General features: G+C 71.6%; 21 protein-coding genes and 1 riboswitch. Of the genes, 10 read left to right on the top strand and 11 right to left on the bottom strand.

Translation table 11 applies throughout. The features are described 5' to 3' along the window. Positions 1 to 28: 28 nt before the first annotated feature. Entirely contained in the window at positions 29 to 880 is an 852-nt protein-coding gene (locus ACZ7GZ_RS13105) for an esterase/lipase family protein (RefSeq protein ID WP_471023615.1), read from the top strand. 208 nt (positions 881 to 1,088) lie between these two features. Next, positions 1,089 to 2,594 (top strand): M23 family metallopeptidase, encoded by a 1,506-nt coding sequence (locus tag ACZ7GZ_RS13100; protein ID WP_471023613.1) that lies wholly within the window; start codon positions 1,089 to 1,091, stop codon positions 2,592 to 2,594. A gap of 26 nt (positions 2,595 to 2,620) precedes the next feature. On the opposite strand, the gene pcrA is transcribed toward ACZ7GZ_RS13100, so the two are convergent. Continuing rightward, entirely contained in the window at positions 2,621 to 5,107 is a 2,487-nt protein-coding gene (gene pcrA / locus ACZ7GZ_RS13095; protein WP_471023610.1) for a DNA helicase PcrA, read from the bottom strand. A 265-nt stretch (positions 5,108 to 5,372) separates the two neighbouring features. Continuing rightward, positions 5,373 to 5,477, top strand: a riboswitch (cyclic di-AMP (ydaO/yuaA leader). Between the two features lie 29 nt (positions 5,478 to 5,506). Between pcrA and ACZ7GZ_RS13090 the strand changes: the two genes are divergently transcribed. Both ACZ7GZ_RS13090 and ACZ7GZ_RS13085 read left to right on the top strand, forming a co-directional pair. Next, a complete protein-coding gene (locus ACZ7GZ_RS13090; RefSeq protein WP_471023608.1) occupies positions 5,507 to 6,688 on the top strand; it encodes a C40 family peptidase in 1,182 nt (393 codons plus the stop codon). Positions 6,689 to 6,792: 104 nt separating this feature from the next. Next, positions 6,793 to 7,758, top strand: a complete 966-nt coding sequence (locus ACZ7GZ_RS13085) for a tellurite resistance/C4-dicarboxylate transporter family protein (RefSeq protein ID WP_471023606.1) — start codon at positions 6,793 to 6,795, stop codon at positions 7,756 to 7,758. A gap of 3 nt (positions 7,759 to 7,761) precedes the next feature. Here the strand turns inward: ACZ7GZ_RS13085 and ACZ7GZ_RS13080 are convergent, their stop codons facing one another. Both ACZ7GZ_RS13080 and ACZ7GZ_RS13075 read right to left on the bottom strand, forming a co-directional pair. Continuing rightward, a complete protein-coding gene (locus tag ACZ7GZ_RS13080; RefSeq protein WP_471023604.1) occupies positions 7,762 to 8,115 on the bottom strand; it encodes a hypothetical protein in 354 nt (117 codons plus the stop codon). Between the two features lie 245 nt (positions 8,116 to 8,360). Continuing rightward, positions 8,361 to 8,588: a hypothetical protein gene (locus ACZ7GZ_RS13075; protein ID WP_471023601.1), complete on the bottom strand. Its 228-nt coding sequence runs from the start codon at positions 8,586 to 8,588 to the stop codon at positions 8,361 to 8,363. A gap of 537 nt (positions 8,589 to 9,125) precedes the next feature. Between ACZ7GZ_RS13075 and ACZ7GZ_RS13070 the strand changes: the two genes are divergently transcribed. Further along, positions 9,126 to 10,190 carry a C40 family peptidase gene (locus ACZ7GZ_RS13070; RefSeq protein ID WP_471023598.1) on the top strand — a complete coding sequence of 355 codons (1,065 nt, stop codon included), beginning with the start codon at positions 9,126 to 9,128 and terminating at the stop codon, positions 10,188 to 10,190. Between the two features lie 17 nt (positions 10,191 to 10,207). Here the strand turns inward: ACZ7GZ_RS13070 and ACZ7GZ_RS13065 are convergent, their stop codons facing one another. Then, positions 10,208 to 10,951: a LuxR C-terminal-related transcriptional regulator gene (locus ACZ7GZ_RS13065; RefSeq protein WP_471023596.1), complete on the bottom strand. Its 744-nt coding sequence runs from the start codon at positions 10,949 to 10,951 to the stop codon at positions 10,208 to 10,210. Beyond that, entirely contained in the window at positions 10,948 to 12,273 is a 1,326-nt protein-coding gene (locus tag ACZ7GZ_RS13060) for an ATP-binding protein (RefSeq protein ID WP_471023593.1), read from the bottom strand. Before ACZ7GZ_RS13060 ends, ACZ7GZ_RS13065 begins: the two co-directional genes overlap by 4 nt. A 174-nt stretch (positions 12,274 to 12,447) precedes the next feature. On the opposite strand from ACZ7GZ_RS13060, the gene ACZ7GZ_RS13055 reads away from it, so the two are divergent. Both ACZ7GZ_RS13055 and ACZ7GZ_RS13050 read left to right on the top strand, forming a co-directional pair. Then, positions 12,448 to 13,893 (top strand): PspC domain-containing protein, encoded by a 1,446-nt coding sequence (locus ACZ7GZ_RS13055; RefSeq protein ID WP_471023590.1) that lies wholly within the window; start codon positions 12,448 to 12,450, stop codon positions 13,891 to 13,893. Continuing rightward, positions 13,880 to 14,086, top strand: a complete 207-nt coding sequence (locus ACZ7GZ_RS13050; RefSeq protein ID WP_471023588.1) for a hypothetical protein — start codon at positions 13,880 to 13,882, stop codon at positions 14,084 to 14,086. The genes ACZ7GZ_RS13055 and ACZ7GZ_RS13050 overlap by 14 nt, the downstream gene beginning before the upstream one ends. Before the next feature lie 162 nt (positions 14,087 to 14,248). Here ACZ7GZ_RS13050 and ACZ7GZ_RS13045 read toward each other — a convergent pair whose 3' ends face one another. Together ACZ7GZ_RS13045 and ACZ7GZ_RS13040 are read right to left on the bottom strand one after the other, a co-directional pair. Continuing rightward, positions 14,249 to 14,779: a DoxX family membrane protein gene (locus tag ACZ7GZ_RS13045; RefSeq protein ID WP_471023586.1), complete on the bottom strand. Its 531-nt coding sequence runs from the start codon at positions 14,777 to 14,779 to the stop codon at positions 14,249 to 14,251. A gap of 209 nt (positions 14,780 to 14,988) precedes the next feature. After that, the gene (locus ACZ7GZ_RS13040) at positions 14,989 to 16,269 is read right to left on the bottom strand and encodes a hypothetical protein (RefSeq protein ID WP_471023585.1); all 1,281 of its coding nucleotides are present in this window, start codon (positions 16,267 to 16,269) and stop codon (positions 14,989 to 14,991) included. Positions 16,270 to 16,459: 190 nt separating this feature from the next. Between ACZ7GZ_RS13040 and ACZ7GZ_RS13035 the strand changes: the two genes are divergently transcribed. Continuing rightward, positions 16,460 to 17,344, top strand: a complete 885-nt coding sequence (locus ACZ7GZ_RS13035; RefSeq protein WP_471023583.1) for a DUF4429 domain-containing protein — start codon at positions 16,460 to 16,462, stop codon at positions 17,342 to 17,344. Between the two features lie 13 nt (positions 17,345 to 17,357). Here the strand turns inward: ACZ7GZ_RS13035 and ACZ7GZ_RS13030 are convergent, their stop codons facing one another. Next, a complete protein-coding gene (locus ACZ7GZ_RS13030) occupies positions 17,358 to 18,152 on the bottom strand; it encodes a class II aldolase/adducin family protein (RefSeq protein ID WP_471023581.1) in 795 nt (264 codons plus the stop codon). Positions 18,153 to 18,292: 140 nt separating this feature from the next. Here ACZ7GZ_RS13030 and ACZ7GZ_RS13025 point away from each other — a divergent pair, with 140 nt between their 5' ends. Next, on the top strand, positions 18,293 to 18,757 hold the full coding sequence (locus ACZ7GZ_RS13025; RefSeq protein WP_471023579.1) for a pyridoxamine 5'-phosphate oxidase family protein: 465 nt from the start codon (positions 18,293 to 18,295) through the stop codon (positions 18,755 to 18,757). 15 nt (positions 18,758 to 18,772) lie between these two features. Here ACZ7GZ_RS13025 and guaA read toward each other — a convergent pair whose 3' ends face one another. Further along, positions 18,773 to 20,353: a glutamine-hydrolyzing GMP synthase gene (gene guaA, locus ACZ7GZ_RS13020; protein WP_471023577.1), complete on the bottom strand. Its 1,581-nt coding sequence runs from the start codon at positions 20,351 to 20,353 to the stop codon at positions 18,773 to 18,775. Between the two features lie 280 nt (positions 20,354 to 20,633). Between guaA and ACZ7GZ_RS13015 the strand changes: the two genes are divergently transcribed. Further along, a complete protein-coding gene (locus ACZ7GZ_RS13015; protein WP_471023576.1) occupies positions 20,634 to 20,894 on the top strand; it encodes a chorismate mutase in 261 nt (86 codons plus the stop codon). A 580-nt stretch (positions 20,895 to 21,474) separates the two neighbouring features. On the opposite strand, the gene ACZ7GZ_RS13010 is transcribed toward ACZ7GZ_RS13015, so the two are convergent. Together ACZ7GZ_RS13010 and ACZ7GZ_RS13005 are read right to left on the bottom strand one after the other, a co-directional pair. Next, positions 21,475 to 23,253 (bottom strand): GMC family oxidoreductase N-terminal domain-containing protein, encoded by a 1,779-nt coding sequence (locus tag ACZ7GZ_RS13010; protein ID WP_471023573.1) that lies wholly within the window; start codon positions 23,251 to 23,253, stop codon positions 21,475 to 21,477. Positions 23,254 to 23,327: 74 nt separating this feature from the next. Next, positions 23,328 to 24,941, bottom strand: a complete 1,614-nt coding sequence (locus ACZ7GZ_RS13005) for a succinic semialdehyde dehydrogenase (protein ID WP_471023572.1) — start codon at positions 24,939 to 24,941, stop codon at positions 23,328 to 23,330. Positions 24,942 to 25,071: the final 130 nt, after the last annotated feature.

Genomic DNA, 25,071 nt, shown 5'->3' with positions numbered 1-25,071 from the left:
CCTCCGGCGTGCCGACAGGAGGTCGGCCATGAAGGTCACCGGGGTACTGCCGCTCTTCCTCCCACTCTGCCGCCGCCTGTGGCCCGGCAGACTGGCCGGACTCTCGGTGGCGTTGCTGAAAGCGACCGCTCTGGAGGCCGCGATCCTGACCGGCCACCTCCTGCTCTATCCGACCGGCCTCACCCAGGAACGCCGCTCCCCCGCCCTGCCCGCCCAGGACGGCACCGCCCAGCTTCCGGTCCCGTCCGGCCCGCCGGTGGTACTGCTGCACGGTTTCATCGACAACCGTTCGGTGTTCGTGCTGCTGCGCCGCAACCTCGCCCAGCACGGCAGGCAGCGCGTCATATCGCTCAACTACTCCCCGCTGACCTGCGACATCCGCGCCGCCGCCGAATTACTCGGCCGGCACGTCGAGGAGATCTGCGAGCGCACCGGAAGCGACCGGGTCGACATCGTGGGGCACAGCCTCGGCGGGCTGATCGCCCGCTATTACGCGCAGTGCCTCGGCGGCGACCTGCGGGTGCGCACGCTGGTCACACTGGGCACGCCGCACTCGGGGACCAGCGTGGCACCGCTGGCCAACGCCCATCCGATCGTGCGCCAGATGCGGCCCGGTGCGGGGGTCATCGAGGAACTGGCCCGGCCCGCGCCCGGCTGCCGTACACGGTTCGTCTGCTTCTGGAGCGACCTGGACTCCGTGATGGTCCCGCTGGAGACCGCCTGTCTCGAGCACCCCGACCTCGAGGCGCAGAACGTGCGGGTGACCGGCATCGGGCATCTCGCCCTGCCCGTGCACCCGGCCGTCGCGTCCGGAATACGCAGCGCACTCGACACCCCGCATCCGGGGGACCAGGTCGCCGACGGTCTGACGGTGGCGTGACAGCGATGCACAGGTGACCAACAGTCACCCCCCATCGAACACCAATCGAACCCTGGGCCAAACTCGTGTCCGGCACCCCCCGAAACACCGCCGAATGCCCGTTTACCGCCAACGCGAAACCAGCGGAAGATTGTCGCGCCCAGGTACCGGCGGGTACAGTCGCCGCACTGCTCTGGCAGCCCCTGTTGTCGAGGCGAAAGAGAAGTTGGTGAACGACCGTCACCCGTCGGGGACCATGACCACCCCGGCCCCGGCTTCCGACGCCTCCGCCGCGCACTACGCGGCGTACGGAACGCATGAAGCCCCCTACGGCGACCTCACCACGTACGGCGGCTACGGCGCCAGCGGTTTTCCGGACGGCACCGGCTCCTTCTCCACCGACCCGCTCTTCGGCAGCCTGCCCGGCCAGCAGACCAGCAGCGCGTACGAGACCGGGCAGTGGCAGACCGGCCAGACCCTGAACTACGACCCCTACGCGGCCCAGCACCACACCGCCTACGACTCCGGTGCCTACGACACCACCGCCTGGACGGTCCCCGCCCAGGCGACCGGCAACGACATAAGCGGCCAGTGGGACGCGAGCGCCTGGCTGCAGCCCGACCAGTCCGGCGGGGCCGACCCGACCCAGCAGTGGGAGTGGGGCACCCAGACCTTCGAGACGGGCACCTACGACGCCACCGGGTGGAACTCCGCCGGCCAGGGCGCGACGGCGGAGCCGGAACAGGCCGGCGAACCGTTCGGCCAGCAGGCCACCGCCCTCTTCGAGCAGGTCGGCGACCCGCAGTCGGCCGCGGCCTTCGGGCAGGTCCCGTATCAGCACGAGGCGCCGTACGAGGACACCGCCTTCGCCGGACAGCGTTTTACGGACGACGATCCGGGCGGCACGGGTGAACTGCCCGTCGTGACCGGTCTGCTGGACGACCAGGAAGAGATCGCCCCGGTGTCCGCGACCCGCACCGGCTCGCGCAGCGCCGCGCGCTCCCGCCGTCGTACACCCGCCAAGCGCTCCGCGCTGCTGACCGTCGCCGTACCCTCGGCCTGTGTGATGGGGGTCGCCGGGATCGCCGCCGCCTCGGTCGGCGCCCTGTCCGACGGCGGCGGAAAGGACACCACGGCCTCCGCCTCGGACTCGCACGCGGTCAAGCCGTCGGTCGCCAACAGCAAGCTGGACAGCCAGCTGAAGACCCTGTCCGCCGGCGCCGACGACTTCGCCGACCGGGCGAGCCGGACACAGGAGCGGATCGACCTCAAGAACCAGCAGGAGCTGGAGAAGAAGAAGGCCGCGGCTCAGGCCGCACTCAAGGAGCGGCTGCGCCCGAAGTTCGTGCTGCCGGTCGTGCAGCGGGGGCTCAGCGCCTACTTCGGCCAGGCGGGCGTGAACTGGATGTCGGTGCACACGGGCATCGACTTCCCCGTCTCCTACGGCACCACGGTGATGGCCGCCACCGACGGCGTCGTCTCCACGAAGTGGAACAGCGCCTACGGGAACATGATGATCGTGACGGCGAAGGACGGCACGGAGACCTGGTACTGCCACCTCTCCGGCTACCGCGTCGCTTCCGGTACGGCCGTGAAGGCCGGCCAGCCGATCGCCTACTCAGGCAACTCCGGCAACTCCACCGGACCGCACCTGCACTTCGAGGTACGGCCCGCGGGTGGGGCGGCCATAGACCCGCTGCCGTGGCTGAGGAGCCACGGACTCGATCCCACGTAGGAACTGGGGCTGTTGCCCCCAGGCCGCTACAGCTTCTCCACCGGCGCGTACCGCAGCAGCAGCCGCTTCGGCTTGGCGTCACCGAAGTCGATCGTCGCCTCCGCGTTCCCGCCCGTGCCCTTCACGGCGACCACCGTGCCGAGCCCGAACTGGTCGTGGGTGACCCGGTCCCCGACGGCCAGCGCCACCACCGGCTTCTCCGCCGTGCGCCGCGTGGCGAAGCCGGACGCGCCCGACGCCGAGGAACGCGAGCGGGTCGAGGACAGCGAGGCCGCGATCCCGGAGGCCGGGCCGCCGGAGGACGCCGGTGCCGTCGCCCCCGTCCGCTTCCACTCGACATGGGCGGGCGGGATCTCCTCGAGGAAGCGGGAGGGCGGGTTGTACGACGGCTGGCCCCAGGCGCTGCGCATCGCGGAGCGCGTGAGGTAGAGCCGCTCCCGCGCGCGCGTGATACCGACGTACGCCAGGCGCCGCTCCTCCTCCAGTTCCTTGGTCTGGCCGAGGGCACGCATGTGCGGGAAGACGCCGTCCTCCATGCCAGTCAGGAAGACGACCGGGAACTCCAGGCCCTTGGCGGTGTGCAGGGTCATCAGGGTGATGACGCCGGAGCCTTCCTCGTCCTCGTCGGGGATCTGGTCGGAGTCGGCGACCAGGGCGACCTGCTCCAGGAATTCGGCCAGCCCCACCGGCTCGCCCTCACCGCGCTCCTGCTCGAACTCCAGGGCCACGGCCGCGAGTTCCTGGAGGTTCTCGATACGGGTCTCGTCCTGCGGGTCGGTGGAGGCCTGCAACTCGGCGAGGTAGCCGGTGCGTTCGAGCACCGCCTCCAGGACGGTCGCCGGTCCGGCGCCGGACTCGACGATCGTGCGCAGGTCCTCCATCAGCGTGTTGAACCGCTTGACCGCGTTGGTGGAGCGCGCGGCCATGCCGTACGCCTCGTCCACACGCTTCAGCGCCTGCGGGAAGCTGATCTTCTCCCGCTGGGCGAGGGCGTCGACCATCGCCTCCGCGCGGTCGCCGATGCCCCGCTTGGGTACGTTGAGGATGCGGCGCAGCGGCACCGAGTCCTCCGGGTTGGCGAGAACGCGCAGGTAGGCGAGGACGTCCCGAACCTCCTTGCGCTCGTAGAAGCGGACTCCGCCGACGACCTTGTAGGGCAGGCCGACGCGGATGAAGACCTCTTCGAAGACACGGGACTGGGCGTTGGTGCGGTAGAAGACGGCGACGTCGCCGGCCTTGGCCTCGCCCGCGTCCACCAGGCGGTCTATCTCGTCGGCGACGAACTGCGCCTCGTCGTGCTCGGTGTCGGCGACGTAGCCGGTGATCCGCGCGCCCTGGCCGGCGTTGGTCCACAGGTTCTTCGGGCGGCGCGACTCGTTGCGCTCGATGACCGCGTTGGCGGCGGACAGGATGGTCTGCGTGGAGCGGTAGTTCTGCTCCAGCAGGATCGTCCTCGCGTCCGGGTAGTCCTCCTCGAACTGCAGGATGTTGCGGATCGTCGCGCCCCGGAAGGCGTAGATCGACTGGTCCGCGTCACCCACCACGCACAGCTCGGCGGGCGGGATGTCGTACTCGCCGGGTGGGGTGTCCTCGTCGTGGTCACCTGTGCCCACCAGCTCGCGCACCAGGGCGTACTGGGCGTGGTTGGTGTCCTGGTACTCGTCGACCAGGACATGCCGGAAGCGGCGGCGGTAGTGCTCGGCCACGTCCGGGAACGCGCGCAGCAGGTTGACCGTCGTCATGATCAGGTCGTCGAAGTCGAGGGCGTTCGCCTCGCGCAGCCGCGACTGGTACAGAGCGTAGGCCTGGGCGAGGGTCTTCTCGAAGCCGTCGGTGGCCTGGGCGGCGAAGTCCTCCTCGTCGATCAATTCGTTCTTCAGGTTGCTGATCTTGGCGCTGAAGGACTTCGGCGGGAAACGCTTGGGGTCGAGGTCCAGGTCGCGGCAGACCAGGGCCATCAGGCGCTTCGAGTCCGCCGCGTCGTAGATGGAGAACGACGACGTGAAGCCGAGCTTCTTGCTCTCCCGGCGCAGGATGCGCACGCACGCGCTGTGGAAGGTCATGACCCACATCGCGTTCGCGCGCGGGCCGACGAGGTGCTCGACGCGCTCCTTCATCTCACCCGCGGCCTTGTTCGTGAAGGTGATCGCGAGGATCTGGCCCGGGTGCACATGCCGCTCGGCGAGGAGGTGGGCGATGCGGTGGGTGAGCACACGGGTCTTGCCGGAGCCGGCACCGGCGACGATGAGCAGCGGCGAGCCGGCGTGCACGACCGCGGCGCGCTGGTTGTCGTTCAGCCCTTCCAGGAGGGCCGCCGCGTCGAGCGCGGGGCGGGGGGCGCCGTCGCGGTAGTAGGCGTCCCGGTCCGGCGGCACGTCGAACTTCCCGCCGAACAGATCGTCCGGAAGCGGCTCCGGAGCGTGATCGTCCTCGGGCGGCGGCGGGGGCTCCTCCTCGCGCCCGCGAGGGGGCTGGAGGTCCGCCAGGAAGCTGTCGTCAAAGAGGCTGCTCATCGCTCTACGAGTCTAGGGTGCCCCACCGACAACCGGTCGCCGTCCCGGGAAGATGGCCCCGCGGACGAAGCGGCGAACAGCCGGAGCAGGGCCCTTACGCTGCGGAATCGTGCCATGACGGGAACGTGATCCGGAGGCCGGATCACGAAAATGTATCGGACATATCACGCACCAACCTTCACAGTAGTCACACCAGTTGGCTAGGTTGCCGTCAGGCCGCGTGCGCGGCCTCCGCCGAGTCCGGCGCGCCCGCACGGCGCCCGGAGCCGGGGACCCACCGATCCTGGGGTGAATCGGACGACTCCCGCCCGGGACGAGGCCGTAGGGCAACCCTTCCGAACCGCCGCCCGAACCCGACAGCTAACCCGGTAGGCGGCCCACTGGAAGGAGTCGCCCCCCTTGGCGTCGCACCGCAAGACGCGCCCCGGCGGGACCATCGGGACGGGCCTGCGCACCCCCGCCCTCGCCACCGCCGCCCTCACCTCCATGGCCGTGCTCTCGCAGACCGCGGAGGCCGCCCCGAGTACCGATCACGCCAAGCCGAGCCTGGAAGAGGTCGAGAAGAAGGTCGACGACCTGTACCGCCAGGCGGAGTCGGCGACCGAGAAGTACAACGCGGCCAAGGAGCGGACAGGAAAGCAGCGGGGTCGCGCCGACGCCCTGCGCGAAGAGGTCGCCCGGCGCACCCAGCGCCTCAACAAGGCCCGCGAGGAGCTGGGCTCCTTCGCCGCGGCCCAGTACCGCACCGGCGCCGCCGCTCCCGACACGGCCACCTTCCTGCTCGCGGACAGCCCGCAGGACTACTTCGACCAGAGCCAGCTGATGAACCGGCTGACCTCGCGGCAGAAGAGCGCGGTCGACGACTACATCGGCGAGCAGGCCTCGACGATGAAGAAGCGACGGGAGGCCGCGGAGAGTCTGCGGACGCTGACCGACTCGCAGCACGACCTGCAGACCGCCAAGACCACCGTCCAGAAGAAGCTCGCCTCCGCGCGCGAGCTGCTGTCGCAGCTGACGGCCCAGGAGAAGGCGCGGCTGGCCGCCATCGAGCGGGAGAAGCAACAGGAGGCGGCACGCAAGGCGGCCGAGCTGGCGAAGCAGCAGGCGGCCCGGCAGCAAGCCGCCTCCTCGTCGTCGTCCTCGTCGTCCTCGTCGTCCTCGTCATCCGGATCCGGGTCGACGGGCTCCGGCTCGACCGGGTCCACGACATCCGGGTCGTACGACACGAAGGCCGAGAAGGCGATCGCCTTCGCCCGCGCGCAGATCGGCAAGCCGTACGTGTGGGGCGCCACCGGGCCGGACTCCTACGACTGCTCGGGCCTCACCCAGGCCGCCTGGAGGGCGGCCGGCGTCACCCTTCCGCGCACCACGTACGACCAGGTCGACGCGGGCACCACGGTGTCGCTGGCCGACGCACGGCCGGGTGACCTGGTCTTCTTCTACGACGACATCAGCCACGTCGGCGTCTACATAGGCAACGGCATGATGATCCACGCCCCGAAGCCGGGCGCGTACGTCCGCGAGGAGTCGATCTACTACGGCGGAGAGTCGATCATCCACAGCGTGGTCCGACCGGGCTGACCGGACCGGCTGTCTTGGCCCCACGCGCGCGTACCGGCGTTTCGCACTCCACGCGCGCGTGCCCTTCCCCGGCAGGGGCCGTCCGGCTCCCTAGCATCGGGCGCATGCCCGGCATCTCAGGTCTGCGTACATGGTGGGCGGAGCGGCCCCCCGCGGCCGGGGCCGCCGTGATGGCGACCGGCATCCTGTCGGTGGGGCTGTATCTGACCGGCGCCGAGACGCTCTCCCGGCTGACGCTCGCGATGTCCGGCGTCGCCTGGGTGGCGTTGGCCGCCGACTTCGCCCTGCGACTGCTCTGCGAGCGGCAGCGCTGGGTCGCCGAGGCGGAGAGTCCCGGCGCGCTCACCGCCGTCGCCGCGACCGCCGTGCTCGGCACCCGGATCTCGCTACTGGGCCGGCAGCCCCTGGCCGAGGCACTGCTGGCCCTCGCGGCGCTGCTGTGGCCGGTGCTGCTGGTCCTGGTCGTCCGGCACTGGACGCGGCGCATGCCGGGAGCGGTGTTCCTGTGTTGTGTGGCCACACAGGGGCTTGTCGTACTGGCCGCGACGCTGGCCGCGGCCGAGCGCACGGCGTGGCTCGCGCACACCGCGCTGGTGCTGTTCTGGCTGGGGCTGGTGCTCTACGGCCTCGCGCTGGCCCGCTTCGACGCACGACAGGTGCTGGAGGGGGCCGGTGATCACTGGATCGCGGGCGGGGCGCTCGCGATCTCGGCGCTGGCGGGGGCGAAGCTGCTCGTCGCCGGGGATGCGGGCCTGCATCTCTGGGACGAGGACGACCGCGGTCTGCTGCGCACCGTGACCATCGCGCTGCTCGTCCTGGACCTGGCCTCGTATCTCCTGCTGCTGGCCGCCGAGGCGGTGCGGCCCCGGCGCGGCTACGACGTGCGGCGGTGGGCGACGGTGTTCCCGATGGGGATGACGGCGGCGGCGACGCTGACCGTAGCGACCGCCCTCGGCGTCCCGTGGCTCAGATGGCCGGGACGGGTGCTGCTGTGGGTGGCGGTGGCGGTGTGGCTCGCGGTCGCCACCGGTGCGGTGCGCGCGGCCCGCGCCGGCGGCGGGGACGGCTGACCGTCAGGTCCACAGCACGGCGATGAAGATGTTCGCGCTGGTCAGCAGGCCGACCAGGCCGAACACCCCCTTGTCGATCTCCTCCTCGTCGCGCTTCACATAGACCAGGCCGAGGATCACGATCAGCAGCGCCAGCTTGACGCCGATCTTGAACGTGTTGACGTGGTGGTCGTCGACCTGGTTGAGACCGACCAGGGCCACGCCGGTGACCAGCATGGTCAGCGCGCCGTGCAGCATTCCGGGGACGAAGCGGGCCGTGCCCTGGCCCATCGCCTTCATCTGGGTGAGGAAACCGCCGAGCAGCGCGGCGATGCCGATGATGTGCAGGCCGACGAAGAGATGGATGAGTACGTCCATGGGGCCGGAGCCTAATTCGTTGGTAACAGCCCCAGAGACGGCAGGGTGCCGTAGCGAGCGGATGCCCCGGACTCGGCGTCCAGTTCGGCGCCCGGGTGCCGGCCTCGATCGGGGACGATCACACGTGCTTCGGGGACGCAGCTCCAGCACTGCCTGCAGCACGCGATCCCTACGACGAAGCGCAGGCTTCCCCCGTCCCCGCCGGAAGGACTTGAGGTGACTGCGGCCGCGCAGGGCCCCAGCTCCTACTCCGGGATGACCAGGCCGAACTCGCGCAGTCGGGGCAGGCTGGCATCCAGACAGGCCGCCACGGATACGGCGTCTGTGCGCACCAGGAGACCTTCGTGGAACGGAGCTCCGCTCGCGACGAACGTCCACGGCTTCACGCCCTCGCGCATGCGCTCGGCATCGGCCTTGAACAACACCGTGACCCCCTGCTCGGCCAACGCCTCCATGACACGTACCACGTTCACCGAAGTCGTCCCCTTGCGCCCCTGATCGAACAGCCGGCAAAGCTACACGCCCATTCCGGCAACCGACTTGACGGCTTGGGGGCGTGAGGCGTCTCACCAGGGGGCATGGGCCCCCGTCACCGGGCCGCCCGTAACGGTCGGTGGTCACGTACGGACGATCTCGCATATATGCGCCCCATAGCACTGCAGGCCTCGCGTCTGTCCCGCTTTGCACGCTTCGGTCACCACACTGTGTGAAGGCGACGGCTCCGGGTCGGCGACGCGGTCACATACGGTCACATCGCTGCCTATCGGGAACAGTTCCGTACACCGCGTTACCTGCCTGTCACCGTCGGGCCTAGCGTCCTCCCCCAGGTGACCGGCTCCCCACCGCCGCCCGGGCCGGGGGCGGCCGTCGGCCACCACCGCCGAGAAGGTCCGGCGGTGGTCCGCTCCCCCTCTGCGGGCCGCCGCCGGACGTCGTACGGACCACTCGGTCGGGCCGCCCGGCCAGACCCCTCGGTCGTACGTGTCGTACGGAAGGACGTGACGGCCCAGGTGGCAACGCACCGCAAGCCCCGGCAACGCTCGATCGGCGGCCCTACGGCCCGGACGGCCGCCACACTCGCCCTGGCGGGCGCGGCCACCGCGGCGGGGTTCGAGGGAACGGGCCACGCCGAGCCGCAGCTGACGCCGGCCCAGGTGAAGGCCAAGGTCGACAAGCTCTACCAGGAGGCCGAGGCCGCCACCGAGAAGTACAACGGCACGAAGGTGGAAGCGGACACGGCACAGCGACGCCTGAACACGCTGCGGGACGAGACCGCCCGCAAACAGGAGAGGCTCGACAGCGCCCGGGAGGCGCTCGGTTCGTTGGCGGCGGCGCAGTACCGCGACGGCGGGTTCGCCCCGGCCTGGCAGCTGGCCCTGTCCGGCGACCCCGACCAGTACCTGGACGACGCCTCCTTCGCCGAGCGGGCCGGCCACCGGCAGGCCGCCGCCGTGTCACAGGTGCGCGAACAGCTGCGGGAGATCGAGCAGTTGCGCGGCGCCGCGCGCGTCGAGCTGACGTCCCTGCGGTCACGGCAGGCTCAGCTGAAACGGCAGAAGAAGACCATCACCGGCAAGCTGGACGAGGCCCGGCGGCTGCTGGCGCGGCTCACTCCGCGGCAGCGCGGGGAGGTCACCGGTGACGGCGTCGCGCCGGGACGTGCCTCCCGCTCGGCCTCCGACGCCCGTGCGACGCTGGAGCAGGCCGGGTCGGCCACGGCCCCGAACGCCCGCGCCACGGCGGCCGTCTCCTACGCCTACGCCAAGCTCGGCAGCCCCTATGTGTGGGGCGCGTCCGGCCCGAACGCCTTCGACTGCTCGGGCCTGGCCCAGGCCGCCTACCGCTCCGCCGGGATCTCCCTGCCCCGCACCACCTACGCCCAGATCAACGCGGGCCGGCGCGTGTCCCGCTCCGAACTCCAGCCGGGTGACCTGGTGTTCTTCTACTCCGGCGTCAGCCACGTCGGCATCTACGTGGGCAACGGGCAGATGATCCACGCGCCGAACCCCTCGGCCCCGGTCCGGCTGGCCCCGGTCGACCTGATGCCGTTCGCGGGGGCCACCCGGGTGGCCTAGGGGCGCCGCCCCAGGGGTCAGACCAGCCGGCGGGCCGTCGCCCAGCGGGTCAGTTCGTGGCGGTTGGACAGCTGGAGCTTGCGCAGCACCGCCGAGACATGGGACTCGACCGTCTTCACCGAGATGAACAGTTGCTTGGCGATCTCCTTGTAGGCGTAGCCACGGGCGATCAGCCGCAGCACCTCGCGCTCGCGCTGGGTGAGCCGGTCCAGGTCCTCGTCCACGGGCGGGGCGTCGGTGGAGGCGAAGGCGTCGAGGACGAACCCGGCCAGCCGCGGCGAGAAGACGGCGTCGCCCTCCTGGACGCGGAAGATGGAGTCGACCAGGTCGGTGCCGGTGATGGTCTTGGTGACATAGCCGCGGGCGCCGCCGCGGATCACGCCGATCACGTCCTCCGCCGCGTCCGACACGGACAGCGCGAGGAAGCGGACGGGCCGCTCGGTGTCCGCCGTCAACGCCGCGCAGCGGCGCAGCACTTCGACACCGCCGCCGCCCGGCAGGTGGACGTCGAGGAGGACCACCTCGGGCCGGGTCGCGGTGATGACCGTGACCGCCTGGTCGACGTCCGCGGCCTCGCCGACCACCTCGACGCCGGTCTCGGCGGTCTGCCCGATCTCGGCCTGGACGCCGGCGCGGAACATACGGTGGTCGTCCACGAGCACCACCCGTACGTGCCGTCCGCCCGCGCCGCCGTCGGCGGCCCCGGACCCGGTCGCCTCGGGGGCCCCCGCCCTGCCGTTCGCCTCGGTCGCGTCGCTCATGACGTCTTCTCCGCCCTCTCCATCTCCAGCTCGACCTCCGTGCCGCCGTCCGGCACCGACCGCAGCCGGGCCGTGCCGCCGTGGCGCTCCATGCGGCCGATGATCGATTCTCTGACGCCCATGCGGTCGGCGGGTATCGAGTCGGGGTCGAAACCCGGGCCGCGGTCGCGCACGGACACGAAGACCGTCCTTCCCTCGACCTCGGCATAGACCTGTACGGCGCCGCCCTCGCCACCGTACTTGGCGGCGTTCACCATCGCCTCGCGCGCGGCCTGCATCTGCGCGCCGGTTCTCTCGTCGAGCGGGCAGTCGCCGACGATGACGACCTCGATGGGCACCCCGTGCTTGTCCTCCACCTCGGCGGCGTTGCGCCGCACCGCCTCGGCGACCGTGTCCGGCTCGTCGGCCTCGTCCTTGCCGGTGCCCTCCGGCTTGTACAGCCAGGTGCGCAGGTCGCGCTCCTGGGCGCGGGCGAGGCGGCGCACCTCGTTCGCGTTGTCGGCGTTGCGCTGGATCAGGGTGAGGGTGTGCAGCACGGAGTCGTGGACATGAGCGGCGACCTCCGCGCGCTCCTGGGCGCGGATGCGCATCAGGCGCTCCTCGGACAGGTCCTGGGTCATACGGACCAGGTACGGGCCGGCGAGGAGCGTGATGCCGACGAGGACGGCGAGCGCCGCCTGGAGGACCGCGCCGAGGTGGGCGGCCGAGCCCTGCAGCACGAAGATGGCGGAGACACCGGCCGTGACGAGCAGGACACCCCCGGCCGCGCGCAGCAGGGTGAGGGTGCGGCGCCGGCGGCCGACCTCGACCCAGCGGGCCCGGCGGGCGTTGTCCGCCTGGCGCCAGACGAGGGCGACACCGGCCGCGACGAGGACGGCGGGCACCAGATACACCTTGGCGCCGTTGCCCAGATTGACGCTGCTGACGAAGACCACCGACACGATGACCATGAGGAGCAGCGCGGCGATCTGGCCCTTGTCCGGCTTGCGGGCGACGAGTCTGCGGCGGCCGTCCGGCGCGGTCTCGCTGCCGGAGAGCGACTGCTTCTGCTCCACGACACCGCCGACGCCGAGCGGCACCCAGAACCAGAACGCCGCGTACAGCAGCGCTCCGAATCCATGGGCCATGAACAGGCCGACGAAGGCGAGCCGCACCCAGATGACGGGCAGCCCGAGGTGCCCGGCGAGGCCCCGCGCCACTCCGCCGAGCCAGCGTCCGTCGCTGCTGCGGTAGAGCTTGCGCGGCGGCCGCGGGTCGTCCACTGGCAGGCTTGCGGCTTCCGGCATGCCAACGATGGTCACACGGCCGGCGGGGCCGGGCATCAGGGTCGGCCCCGAGACGTCCCTGATCTTCGGCGGGATCGGGTCGGGGAGGACGGGGCGGTGGCGCTCCCGCGCCGTTCGAACGGTTCCCCGCCCGGTCTCAGGGCCGATTTCAGGGTTCGCCCAGGGTCGTCACGACTGCCGCGGCGGCGGCCGGGCCGTCACCATGGACGCATGACGGATCACGAGCACGCCGCGACGGGTCCGGGACCCGGCCCCGGCCCGCGCCCGGTCCCGGGCACCGGGCCGACGGATGCCGCGCCCGCCGCGACGGACAGGTCAGGAGCGGCCGGCACCGGCACCGACACCCACGCCGACGCACAGGAGCAGGAGCAGCGGGCCGCCGGAGCCCCCGAGCGGTTCCGGCGCGACCGCCGGCACAAGATGATCGCGGGCGTGTGCGCGGGCCTCGGCCGGCACACCGACATGGACCCGGTCATCTTCCGGATCACGCTGGCCGTGCTGTCCGCGACCGGCGGCATCGGCCTGATCTTCTACGGCTTCGCCTGGCTCGTCGTGCCGTACGAGGACGAGGAGGAGAACGAGGTCCGCAAGCTGCTGACGGGCCGGGTCGACGGCCAGGCGCTCGCCGCCGTGCTGTTCGCCCTGGTCGGCTGCGGCATCTTCCTGACCATGCTGAGAAACGGCGGGGTGCTGGCCTTCGCCGTCGTGCTCTCCCTGCTGCTGGCGGGCGCCGGGTACTGGTCGCGGCGCCGTGGTGCCCCCGATCCCGACCCGCTCGCCGCACAGGCCGCCGCCGACGCCCCGCCGGAGGCACAGGCCCCGCCGGTCGTCACCGCCTATCCCTCGTGGTGGCGGGACCCGATCGTCAAGGACGGCACGCATGTCGGCGGCACCGGCTATCTGTGGGGGCCCGGCGACGCCCGCGACCGGGACCTCACCTCGGTGGTCGACGTGGGCATCGCCACCCCCTGGACCCACCACGGCTCCCTGCAGCCGCGGCCCGCCGCGCCCCCAGGACCGCGCGGTCCGCGCTGGATCGGCGGCTGGGTGTTCGTGCTGGCTCTGGTGGGGGGCGGCCTGGGCACCGGACTGACGTGGGACACGCATCCGCTGGGCACCAGTCTGCAGACCGGACTGGCGTGCGCGCTGGGGGTCTTCGGCCTGGGCCTCGCGGTCAGCTCGTACCTGGGCCGCACGGGAGCCGGGACGGTGTTCCTGGCGATCGTCACGGCGGCGCTGCTCGCCGGGGCGGCGGCACTGCCCAAGGACATCACCACCCACTGGAGAGACGTCTCCTGGAAGCCCGCCGCGACGGCGCAGGTCCGGCCGGACTACGACCTCGGCACCGGGCGGGGCACGCTGGACCTGAGCCGGGTGCATCCGGGCAAGGGGCGGACGGTCACGACGGACGCCCATGTGGGTGCGGGGCAGCTGAAGGTGATCGTGCCGGCGGACGCGACCGTGCGGATGACGATCGACGTAGGGGTGGGCGACATCCGGTCGCCCGAGGACAGCGGGAAGGACGTGGACGTGCAGCCCGGCAGGCACGCGGACATGACGCTGGCTCCGGCGGGGGGCGCCAAGGACACGGGCACGCTGGACCTCACGCTCGGGGTCGGCGTGGGACAGGTGGAGGTCAGTCGTGCTGCGTCATGAGTTCCAGCCCGGGAAGCTGGTCGCCGGTCTCTTCCTCACCGCCACGGGTGCGGTCTTCGCGGGAGACGCGGGCGGCCTGTGGGAGACCCCGTGGTTCGCGGTCGTCCCGATGACCGTGGGCGGCCTCTGTCTGGCCGGTCTCGCGGCAGCCGTGGCCCGGGGCGTACGCAGACGGGGAGGCGCCGAGGGCTGAGCGCGCTGCCGGACACGCCGTGATGTGCCGTCCATCACCTGCGGCGCCGTCGGGTCCGGTCGCTCACCCGAGTTCCCGGCTTCGCTCGAACCCGGGGGACCCCCATGGCGGCGGTGGCCGGGGGCGGACACGGCTCCCGTGCCTCTTCGGGGCGCCGTCAGGCTAGCGGTAGCCGCCCAGCGACCGGCGGCGCCGGGCTCGCCAGGCCGCGTCGAGGGAGAAGTAGGGGGCGCCGGCGAGGACCAGGGGGAGCCAGGCCATCAGGTAGGCGAGGTCGTTGCCGTAGTAGTAGGGGCTCGTCGTCCAGCTCACCGTGAGCCACAGGCTGAGCGAGATCAGCGCGCCGCCCAGCGCGGCGAGCCGGCCGAGCAGACCGAGCAGGGTGGCGATGCCGACCGCCAGTTCACCGAGGGCGATGGCGTAGCCGAAGCCGACCGGGGCCTTCAGGGCCAGGTCGACCAGGGCCGGGATGGCCGCGGAGTCGCGGGCCGCGCGCATGGTGTCGCCGATGGACCCGGCGCCGCCGGACTTCATGAAGGCGCTGTCGGTGAGCTTGTCCAGGCCGGCGTAGAGGAAGGTGACGCCGAGGAAGACACGGAGGGGGAGAAGTGCGTAGTGGGTGGCGGTGTCCCGCCAGCCGCGTCGGCCGTTCAAGCCGGTGCTGTGCGTGTCCGTCCGGATGCCGTGGGTCATCGTCGCCAGCCACCTCTCGCCCGCCGTGGAGCCCCTCACCTGACCATACGTACGACGGAAGGAATCGGTTCAGTCCCGGCCCGAGTGTTTTTCCGGATTTCGGTTCCCCGTGCGAGGGGACCGAAGGGGCTGTCAGATGCGGGCCGGGGTCCGCTGCACGGCCAGTCGGGGTCCAGCCGGTCCGGGGAGGTGGCGGTGATGCGCGTCGTTCACTCCGTCACCTGGACTATGCAGCGGTTGGTCGCGACCCCGGCCGCGGTGACCACCTGCACCTCCACCGCCCCGGGCTCGACGTCGGCCGGTACGGGCACCGTCAGGACGCTGTCCGTGGGGTTGCGGAAGCCGCCGGTGACGGGGACCAGCGGCACGTGCACATCGACGGCGCCGATACGGACCACCATGCGGGAGAGCCGGTCGGCCGTGCGGGCGCCGGGCGGAACGAAGCCGGCGCCACGGATCTCGATGTCGTCGCCGGTGCGGATCGGCCCGTCCAGGTCGCCGGGTTCACGGACCCGGACCACGGACAGGACGACCGGGCGGCCGCCCTCGGCGTACTTGCCGGCCAGGTAGGTCGCGGCCGAGACCAGCATCACCACCCCCAGCCCCCAGGGCAGATCGGGCAGCTGGTCGGGGCGGCGGGCCAGCCGTACGGCGGCGAACAGCAGGGCGACGGCGCTGATGGCGGCGTACTGGATGTCGGCGAAGGCGCCCCGGCCGGAGTCGTCGGTGAGCAGATCGGCGGCGCGCGGCCGGTGCGCCGGTACCTTCTGCAGCCGCTGCGCGAGAACGCGCAGGCCCACCACCCGGCGGACCAGGACGGCGATACCGCACACCACGGCCAGGACGGTCACCACGCCGGCGCCGCGCGCGAGGCCGAGGCCGGAGATCAGCGCGTCGCGTTCGGCGTGGTCGGAGGCTGCGGCCAGCCGGGCGGCCAGCAGCAGGACGGCGTAGCCGACGAACAGCACCCAGCAGGCGGCGACCGTTCGGGAGGTGGACATCCGGTTGTCCTCGCCGATCACCGGGGCCAGCGCCCCGCCGCGCGCCCGGTGCAGCCAGGAGGCGGCGCTGAGTGTGGTGGCGACGACGAGCGCGGCGGCCAGGGCCGCGGTGCGGGCGCCGGTCCAGCCCGTGCCGACCGCGGTGAGCGCCTCGCCGAGCAGCAGCGCGAGGACCGTGCCCCACGCCGTGCACACCGTCCGCAGCCACAGCCGGGCGAGCCAGACCTCGCCCTCGGCGCGGCCGCGTTCGGCGACGGCCTCCGCCCGCTGGGTCAGTTCCTCGGAGACCCACTGCCGGGACGCCGAGGCGGAGTGCGCCACGGCCGCCGGCAACCCCTGCCCGGCCGCGTACCCGTCCCGCAGGCGCAGGAACGCGGCGACGGCCCGCCGGTGCCCCTCCCGGGCGCCGTGCGGACAGTCCCCGCAGGCGCAGCCGCCCTCATGGATCGCCTCGGCACCCGTGCCCTGCCTCGCCTCCTGCACCGCCACGCCCGGCGCCCGCCTTCCCCACGACCTTCCGGCACGGCCGGCGGGCCCTCGTCGGAAGACCTCACCGTCGTGCAACTGCCCTGCGTCGAAAGCGAATTGTGCCCTACGGCAGGCCGCCCGGGGCCGTCGGGCCGGGTCACGGCGGGTGAAGTACGGGCCGCCGTGTTGACCCGGCTGCGAGAATTTCCGTATGGCCGAGATCATCCAGCGGGACGGGACCTGGGCCTTCGACGGCAGCACGATCCGGATCACCCCCGGACTGCACCGCTGCGTGCCGCTGTTCCGGCAGACGTACGGGGAGATCTCCGTGCCCCTGGAGGCGGTCTCGGACGTCGTCTACGAACCCGAGCGCAAGCGCGGCCGGCTGCGGATGCGGCTGCGCGAGGGCGCCGACCCGCTGCTCCAGGCGACGGGAGGCCGGCTGCCGGACCCGGCCGACCCCTACCGGCTGGCGGTGGACGCGGACCGCGGCGGGGTCGCGGAGTACGTCGCCGAGGAGATCCGGCACGCCCTGCTCCTCGACCGGATCCCCAAGGAGCCCGCGACCGCCTATCTGCTGCCGGGCCCGCCGGTGCCGGTGTCGGTGCGGTCCTCCGACGGCACGGTCTCCTTCGACGGCACGCAGGTGCGCATCGACTGGGCCGACACCTCCGACCGGGTCAAGCGGGCGACCGGCCCGCGGATCATCACGCTCGGCGACCTGGTGCAGGTGGAGTGGCTGCCGAATTCCGGGTACGAGGACGGCTTTCTGCGGTTCGTGACGCCGGAGACGGTGTTCTCGAAGCTGCCGCCCGAGCGGGACCCCTACACCCTGGACCTGTGGGGCAGCGTGCGGCGCGACCTGCTGACGGCGCTGGTCGCGACGGCCGTCACCGCCCGGCTGCCGCATCCGTCCCTGCGCACGGGTACCGCCTGCGACGGCCGGGACCGGCAGCGGGCGGTCGTACCGGGGCAGGCCGACCATGACGTCCTGCTGCGCCGGCTGCGGGAGCTGGGCGAACTGCACCGGGACGGGGTGCTCACGGACGAGGAGTTCGCGATGACGAAGGCAGCCGTGCTCAAGGGGTTCGGCTAGCCGTGCCCGGGCGTCAGCTGAGCAGGTCCGGTTCGGTGCGGCTGATGTCCTGCCACAGGGGCTGGTAGTTGATCCAGGCCACCAGGTCGCCACCGAGCTGTTCGCGGGTGGCGACGGCCAGTTTGTGGTCGATGAGGACCGGGCGGCCGGCCGCCTTCGCCATCAGCTGCACCTGGCAGGACCGCTCCATGGACATGAACCACCAGGCCGCCGCGTCCACCGAGTCGCCGACGGTGAGCAGACCGTGGTTGCGCAGCACGAGGGCCTTGCGGGAGCCGAGGGCGCCGGCGATCCGGCGGCCTTCCCCGGCGTCGACGGTGACGCCGGTGTAGGCGTCGTAGAGCGCCACGTCCTCGTAGAAGGCGCAGCTCTCCTGGGTCATGGGGTCGATCAGCTCGCCGAGCGCGGCCAGGGCCCGGCCGTGCACGGAGTGGCAGTGGGCCACGGCGACGACGTCCGGGCGGGCGGCGTGGACCTGGGCGTGCACGGTGAACGCGGCCTGGTTGACGTGGTAGCGGCCCTCGACGACCTGCCCGTCCTGGTTGGCGAGGACGAGATCGCTGACGGTGACGTGCTTGAACGGCATCCCGAACGGGTTGACCCAGAAGCAGTCGGTGAACTCCGGGTCGCGGGCGGTGATGTGCCCGGAGACCCCGTCCTCGAACCCGGCCCGCCCGAAGATCCGCAGGGCTCCCGCGAGCCGCTCCTTGCGGTGCCGGCGCTCGGCCTCCGGCGACTCGTGCATCGGCGGCATGGCGAACTGCAGCTGGCCGGTGGGCAGCGGCAGGGGCGGGGTGGGCCCGTGCATAGGTCCTCCAGCGGGCGGATTGCGGTACGCGCCGGAAATTACCGCCGGCCGGCGCAAAAGGGCAGAGCTGTTTTGTAAAGATGACGTACGCGCCGCATACACGACAGAGGTTGTCCGGTTTACGGGTGAGACTGGCGCGCATGAACTGGGCATCCTTCACCGCCGCAGAACCCGCACTGGCAGCGATCACCGAAGAACGGTTCGGCGCCTTCCGCCATCACGTCCTCGCCACCCTCCGCGGGGACGGCTCGCCGCGCACCTCGGGACTGGAGGCCGACTTCCGCGCCGGCGAACTGTGGCTCGGCATGATGGACGGCTCCCTCAAGGCCCTCGACCTGCTGCGCGACCCGCGCTTCGCACTCCAGGCCAACCCCGGGAACGGCACGGACATGGCCGGCGGGGACGTACGGATCGCCGGGCGGGCGTACGAGGTCGGGGACGCGCGGAAGGCCTGGTACGTGAAAGAGGTGGAACCGCCGCAGCCGTTCCACCTCTTCCGCACCGAGCTGACGGAGGTCGTACGGACCTACGTCAAGGACGGGGAGTACCTGGTCGTCCAGGTCTGGAAGCCCGGGGAGCCGGTGCGCACGCTCCGCCGGACCTGAGCCCCGTAAGGGGGATCACTCCCACTCGATGGTGCCCGGCGGCTTCGAGGTCACGTCGAGGACGACGCGGTTGACGTCCCGGACCTCGTTGGTGATCCGGGTCGAGATGCGGGCGAGGACGTCGTACGGCAGCCGGGACCAGTCGGCGGTCATGGCGTCCTCGGAGGACACCGGGCGCAGCACGATCGGGTGGCCGTAGGTGCGGCCGTCGCCCTGGACGCCCACGCTGCGCACGTCGGCGAGGAGGACCACCGGGCACTGCCAGATGTCGCGGTCGAGGCCGGCCGCGGTCAGCTCCTCGCGGGCGATCGCGTCGGCGTCGCGCAGGAGGTCCAGGCGCTCCTTGGTGACCTCGCCGACGATACGGATGCCGAGGCCGGGGCCCGGGAACGGCTGGCGCTGGACGATCTCGTCCGGCAGGCCCAGCTCCTGGCCGACCATGCGGACCTCGTCCTTGAACAGCTTGCGCAGCGGCTCGATCAGCTGGAACTCGAGGTCCTCGGGCAGGCCGCCGACGTTGTGGTGCGACTTGATGTTCGCGGTGCCGGTGCCGCCGCCGGACTCGACCACGTCCGGGTACAGGGTGCCCTGGACCAGGAACTCCACGGCCGGGCCCTCGTCGGCGATGATGTCCGCCTGGGCCTGCTCGAAGACGCGGATGAACTCCCGGCCGATGATCTTGCGCTTCTCCTCGGGCTCGGTGACGCCCTTGAGCGCGGTCAGGAAGCGCTCCTCGGCGTCCACGACGACCAGTTTGACGCCGGTCGCGGCCACGAAGTCCTTCTCGACCTGCTCGGTCTCGCCCTTGCGCATCAGGCCGTGGTCGACGTACACGCAGGTCAGCTGGTCGCCGATGGCACGGGCGACGAGGGCGGCGGCGACCGCGGAGTCCACGCCGCCGGACAGACCGCAGATCGCCCGCTTGTCGCCGACCTGCTCGCGGATCGCGGCGACCTGCTCCTCGATCACGTTGCCGGTCGTCCAGTCCGGCTTCAGGCCCGCACCCCGGTACAGGAAGTGCTCCAGCACCTGCTGGCCGTGCGTGGAGTGCATGACCTCGGGGTGGTACTGGACGCCGTAGAGCTTCTTCTCGTCGTTCTCGAACGCGGCGACCGGGACGACGTCCGTGGACGCGGTGACCGAGAAGCCCTCGGGGGCGGCTGAGCAGGCGTCGCCGTGCGACATCCACACGTGCTGCTCGTCCGGGGTGCCCTCGAACAGGGTGGAGGAGTTCTTCGAGACGTGCAGGTCGGTACGGCCGTACTCGCGGGCGCCGGTGTTGTCGACGGTACCGCCGAGGGCCTGCGCCATCAGCTGGAAGCCGTAGCACATGCCGAAAACGGGGACGCCGGCCTCGAAGAGCTCACGGTCGAGTGTGGGGGCGCCCGCCTCGTACACCGAGGAGGGGCCGCCGGAGAGGATGATCGCCGCGGGGTTCTTGGCGAGCATCTCCTTCACCGGCATGGTGCTCGGCACGATCTCGCTGTAGACCCGCGCCTCGCGGACGCGACGGGCGATGAGCTGGGCGTACTGCGCGCCGAAGTCGACGACCAGGACGGTGTCCGGGGTGGCGGCAGTGGAAGTCGCTGATGACACGGGGTGCCTTCTGGTGGTCGGGCGGGGGTCTGTGCTAACGAGTCTAACGGTGTGGGCGGGAAGGCCTCCCCTGGACTTCGCCGTGGCATACTGGCCGCATGCTTCAGCACGCGACCTTCTTTACCTATGGCACCCGGCCCGTCGGCTGCCATGGTCGTGCTGCTTGAGCTGAACGCCGAGCACTTCCCAGGCGCCCCGGGCCGACAAGGCCCGGGGCGCCTGTCGTTTGCCGGGTCGTGTGGTTCCGGGGACTCCCCCCTTGCGATCGAGGAGCCCCGACATGACCAGTACCGTCACCGCGGAAGAGACCATCACGGACGCCCGCGAGCGCATCGACGCGCTCGACGACCGGATCATCGGTCTCGTCCAGGAACGGATGGCCGTCTCCGCCGTCGTCCAGCAGACCCGGATCGCCTCCGGTGGCCGGCGGGTGAACCTCTCCCGCGAGATGGAGATCCTCGGCCGCTACCGCGAGGCCCTCGGCAAGCCCGGCACCGCCCTCGCCATGACCCTGCTCGAACTGTGCCGGGGCCGCGTCTGAGCGGCGGGTCCCGAGCGCCGTATCTGAGTTCGAGCGCCGTCTCACCCGTACGGCGCGTGACCGGTCCCCGCACCGCTTCGTTGAGCGGGGTGTCCGTGCCAGCCAGGGGCGGGCCCGACAGAACCACGCGTGGCTCGCTGGAGCGATGAGGCGTACGGGTCGTGCCGTGCGCCGTGGGACCTCGCTCCAGGGAAGTGACCGGACGGCAGGGGACAGCAGCCCGGTCACCCAAGAGAACGGTCGGCTCCGGGGACGCCCGGAGCCGACCGGCGGAACACCGCACACACCCCGGAACCAGCGGCGCAGCCCCCCGGCGCCGCCCCCAGGCACCGACGCTGCCCTGACGTCGGTGCTGACCGAAGAAAGGCCCCGCGGCCTCTCCGTCCCGCGGGGCCTTTCGGCATGCCTGTGACCCACACCACACGAATATTCGGTGGTCCGAAGCAACCCTTCACGGCTTTCGCCGATCAAACCTGCCGAATCGAAAAAACAGAAGAACGTTGAGGGGGACCTGCCTTCGGAGGGGGATGCAGGTCCCCCTCGGTGTGACCGGCCGGCCTTTCTTCGCGTGCCGGCCGGACTAGTTCTTCGGTGGTACGGCCGGCATCCCCAGGAACGGCAGGCGCAGCGCGCCGAAGGCCTCCGCCGGGACCGCCGGGGCCTGCGGTTCCACCGGCTTCAGCCGCTCGTACGCCGCTCCGGGTGCCGGCCGCGCGTCCTCCTCGCCCTTGTTCGGCCAGAAGGACATCGCCCGCTCGGCCTGCGCGGTGATCGTCAGCGACGGGTTCACGCCGAGGTTCGCCGAGACCGCGGCGCCGTCCACGACCGAGATGCCGGGGTGGCCGTAGAGGCGGTGGTACGGGTCGATCACCCCCGTCTCCGCGGAGTCGCCGATGGGGCAGCCGCCGAGGAAGTGCGCGGTGAGCGGGGTGCCCATCAGCTCGCCGACGTTGCTGCCCGCGAAGCCGTTGATCTCGGCGGCGAGCGCGGAGGCGGCCTGAGTCGCGGCCCTGATCTGCTTGGGGTTCGGCGAGCCGTGCCCCTGCCGGGCGGTGAGCAGGCCCTTGCCGACGCCGCCGGGCTTCAGGTACGTGGTCAGGGAGTTGTCCAGCGACTGCATGACCAGGCCGATGATGGTCCGCTCGGACCAGCGCCGGTTGGAGAGGGAACGCAGGAGCAGCAGTGGGTGCCTGGCCGCGTTCGTCAGCCAGGCCAGCGCCCGGGAGGAGCCCTCCGCGTACGGCACCTGGAGGATCGACAGGCCGCCCATGGAGTTGGAGCCCTTGCCGTAGCGGACCGGCTCGATGTGCGTGTTCTCGTCCGGGTGGATCGAGGAGGTGATCGCGACGCCCCGCGTGAAGTCGGCCTTCGGCTCGCCGGTCGCCCTGCGGTAACGGCGGTTGTCGGTCTGGGCCCCGACCAGCGCCTCGGAGTTGGTCCGGGTCAGGTCGCCCAGCCGCTTGGACAGGTACGGCAGCTGGCCGCCGGCCTTCATCCGGTGCAGCAGGGTCTGCGTGCCGTACGTGCCGGCCGCCAGGACGACCCTGCGGGCGGTGAAGATCCGGCCCGCGCCCTTCTTCCGCCGGTCCGTCGGCAGGGTCGCCACCGCGTAGCCGCCCCGTGAGTCGTCCGTGACGGACACGACCGTCGTCAGGGGGTGGACCACCGCGCCCGCCTTCTCGGCGAGGTAGAGGTAGTTCTCGTTCAGCGTGTTCTTCGCGCCGTGCCGGCAGCCGGTCATGCACTCGCCGCACTCGGTACAGGCGTTGCGGGCGGGGCCGGCGCCGCCGAAGTAGGGGTCGTCCACCCGCCCGCCGGGCCCGGCCTTCGTCTTGCCGTCGGCGTCCTTGCCGTCGCCGAAGAACACGCCGACCGGGGCGAGGTGGAAGGTGTCGCCGACGCCCATCCGCTGGGCCGCCGCCTTCAGATGCACGTCGGAGGGGGTCATCGTCGGGTTGAGCCGTACGCCGAGCATGCGCTGGGCCTGGTCGTAGTACGGCTTCAGCTCCTCCTGCCAGTCGGTGATGTCCTGCCACTGGGGGTCGTCGAAGAAGGCCTTCGGCGGTACGTAGAGGGTGTTGGCGTAGTTCAGCGAGCCGCCGCCGACGCCTGCGCCCGCAAGCACCATGACGTTGCCCAGCAGGTGGATGCGCTGGATGCCGTACATGCCGAGCTTCGGGGCCCACAGGTAGTTCTTCAGGTCCCAGGAGTTCTTCGGGAGGGTGTCGCGGGTGAAGCGGCGGCCCGCCTCCAGCACGCCGACCTTGTAGCCCTTCTCTGTCAGGCGCAGGGCGGACACAGAGCCGCCGAAGCCGGAACCGACCACAATGACGTCGTAGTCGTAGGCGTCTTGGGGCACGGGTGTCTCCTCGTTGGGTTTCGCGTGCGGGCCGTCTGTGGTTGATCGCGCAGTTCCCCGCGCCCCCAGGTGAGTTACCTGAGCCGGAATGCCTTCATGACCCGCAGACTCGTGCTCATGAAGCGGGCGTAGGCCTCGTCGTCCATCCCCAGCGACGGCGCCATCGGCAGCAGCCGCTGCTGGGCCACCGTCTGTGCCTCCGTGTACTTGAGGATGCCCTCGGAGCCGTGGCGGCGGCCGAGACCGGAGTCCTTCATGCCGCCCATCGGGGACTGGACGCTGCCGTAGGCGGGTGCGTAACCCTCGTTGACGTTGACCGTGCCGGTGCGCAGGCGGGCCGCGACGTCCCGGCCGCGCCCCGCGTTCCTGGTCCAGACGGAGGAGTTGAGGCCGTACGGCGTCGCGTTGGCACGCTCGATGGCCTCGTCGTCGGAGGAGAAGCGGTAGATCGAGACGACCGGGCCGAAGGTCTCCTCCTCGCACACGGACATGGAACTCCCGACGCCGTCGAGGATGGTCGGCTCGAAGAAGTACGGGCCGATGTCCGGGCGGGCGACCCCGCCGGCGATCACCTTCGCCCCCTTGGCGACGGCCTCTTCCACATGCCGCTCGACGGTCTTCAGCTGGCGCTCACCGACCAGCGAGCCCATGTCGGCGCCGTAGGCGAGGGAGTTGCCGAGCCGCATGGCCCTGGTGCGGGCGGCGAAGCGCTCCAGGAAGGCGTCGGCGACCGACTCGTGGACGTACAGCCGCTCGATGGAGATGCAGAGCTGTCCGGCGGAGGAGAAGCAGGCGCGTACGGCGCCGGCGGCGGCCTTCTCGATGTCGGCGTCGTCCAGGACCAGCATGGCGTTCTTGCCGCCGAGTTCCAGGGAGACGCCGACCAGACGGGCGGCGGCACCCTGGGCGACCTCGCGGCCGGTGCGGGTGGAACCGGTGAAGGAGACGTAGTCCGCGTGCTTGACGAGCTCGGGGCCGACGACCGGGCCCTCGCCGAGCACGACCTGGAAGACGCCCTCGGGCAGGCCGGCCTCGATGAGCAGGTCGCGTGCCCACAGGGCGGTGAGGCAGGTCTCGGTGTCCGGCTTCATCACGACCGCGTTGCCGGCGACGAACGCGGGCAGCGCGTCGCCGACGGACAGCTCCAGCGGGTAGTTCCACGGGGCGATCTGGCCCACGACCCCGCGCGGGTGGCGGAGTTCGGTGACCTTCGTGAGCGTGGGCACGGCGCCGGTGTGCCGCCTGGGCCGCAGGTAGGCGGGGGCCTTGCGGCCGTAGTGGCGGGCCGCGACCGCGACGGCCTGCACCTCCTCGTGCGCGTGCAGGCGGGCCTTGCCGGTCTCCAGCTGAATGAGGTCGAGGACCTCGGCCTGCCGCTGCAGCACCAGGTCGTGGAAGCGGAGCAGGACGGCGGCCCGCTGCCGTACCGGGGTCTTCTCCCACACGGCCTGCGCGGTGCGGGCCGCCTCGAAGGCCTGCTGTACGTCCTCGGGGGTGGACTCGGGCAGGTCGGCCAGCTTCTCGCCGGTGAACGGGGTGTGGTTGGCGGTACGTCCGGAGCCGACGACGCCCTTGGTGAGCTGGGCCACCAGCTCCGGGGTGACCACGTCGGCGGCGGTGCGGGCGCCTTCGGGTGCGGGCGCGAGGGGGTTGGTGCCGGTGCTGTCCGGGGCCTGCGTGTCCGTCATGACGCGCAGGGTATGCCGGAGCGGGGTCTTTGTGTACCCGTCGGTAACGGGGATTCACCGAGCGCTCACATGCCGCCAGTGATCACTGGCAGAGAATGCGCTGATCAGGGCGTTGAGGCCGCGACAAGCA

The organism is Streptomyces sp. NPDC037288 (assembly GCF_055603265.1).
Note: the sequence above shows the minus strand (reverse complement) of the source record. Positions and strands in the feature narration are given on the sequence as shown.

Coding starts and splice junctions, on each gene's coding strand:
- ACZ7GZ_RS13045 (WP_471023586.1), bottom strand. CDS start 14,779: ATGACCCACGGCATCCGGACGGACACGCACAGCACCGGCTTGAACGGC.
- pcrA (WP_471023610.1), bottom strand. CDS start 5,107: ATGAGCAGCCTCTTTGACGACAGCTTCCTGGCGGACCTCCAGCCCCCT.
- ACZ7GZ_RS13085 (WP_471023606.1), top strand. CDS start 6,793: ATGCCCGGCATCTCAGGTCTGCGTACATGGTGGGCGGAGCGGCCCCCC.
- ACZ7GZ_RS13080 (WP_471023604.1), bottom strand. CDS start 8,115: ATGGACGTACTCATCCATCTCTTCGTCGGCCTGCACATCATCGGCATC.
- ACZ7GZ_RS13065 (WP_471023596.1), bottom strand. CDS start 10,951: ATGAGCGACGCGACCGAGGCGAACGGCAGGGCGGGGGCCCCCGAGGCG.
- ACZ7GZ_RS13030 (WP_471023581.1), bottom strand. CDS start 18,152: ATGCACGGGCCCACCCCGCCCCTGCCGCTGCCCACCGGCCAGCTGCAG.
- ACZ7GZ_RS13035 (WP_471023583.1), top strand. CDS start 16,460: ATGGCCGAGATCATCCAGCGGGACGGGACCTGGGCCTTCGACGGCAGC.
- ACZ7GZ_RS13015 (WP_471023576.1), top strand. CDS start 20,634: ATGACCAGTACCGTCACCGCGGAAGAGACCATCACGGACGCCCGCGAG.
- ACZ7GZ_RS13005 (WP_471023572.1), bottom strand. CDS start 24,941: ATGACGGACACGCAGGCCCCGGACAGCACCGGCACCAACCCCCTCGCG.
- ACZ7GZ_RS13060 (WP_471023593.1), bottom strand. CDS start 12,273: ATGCCCGGCCCCGCCGGCCGTGTGACCATCGTTGGCATGCCGGAAGCC.
- ACZ7GZ_RS13055 (WP_471023590.1), top strand. CDS start 12,448: ATGACGGATCACGAGCACGCCGCGACGGGTCCGGGACCCGGCCCCGGC.
- ACZ7GZ_RS13025 (WP_471023579.1), top strand. CDS start 18,293: ATGAACTGGGCATCCTTCACCGCCGCAGAACCCGCACTGGCAGCGATC.
- ACZ7GZ_RS13105 (WP_471023615.1), top strand. CDS start 29: ATGAAGGTCACCGGGGTACTGCCGCTCTTCCTCCCACTCTGCCGCCGC.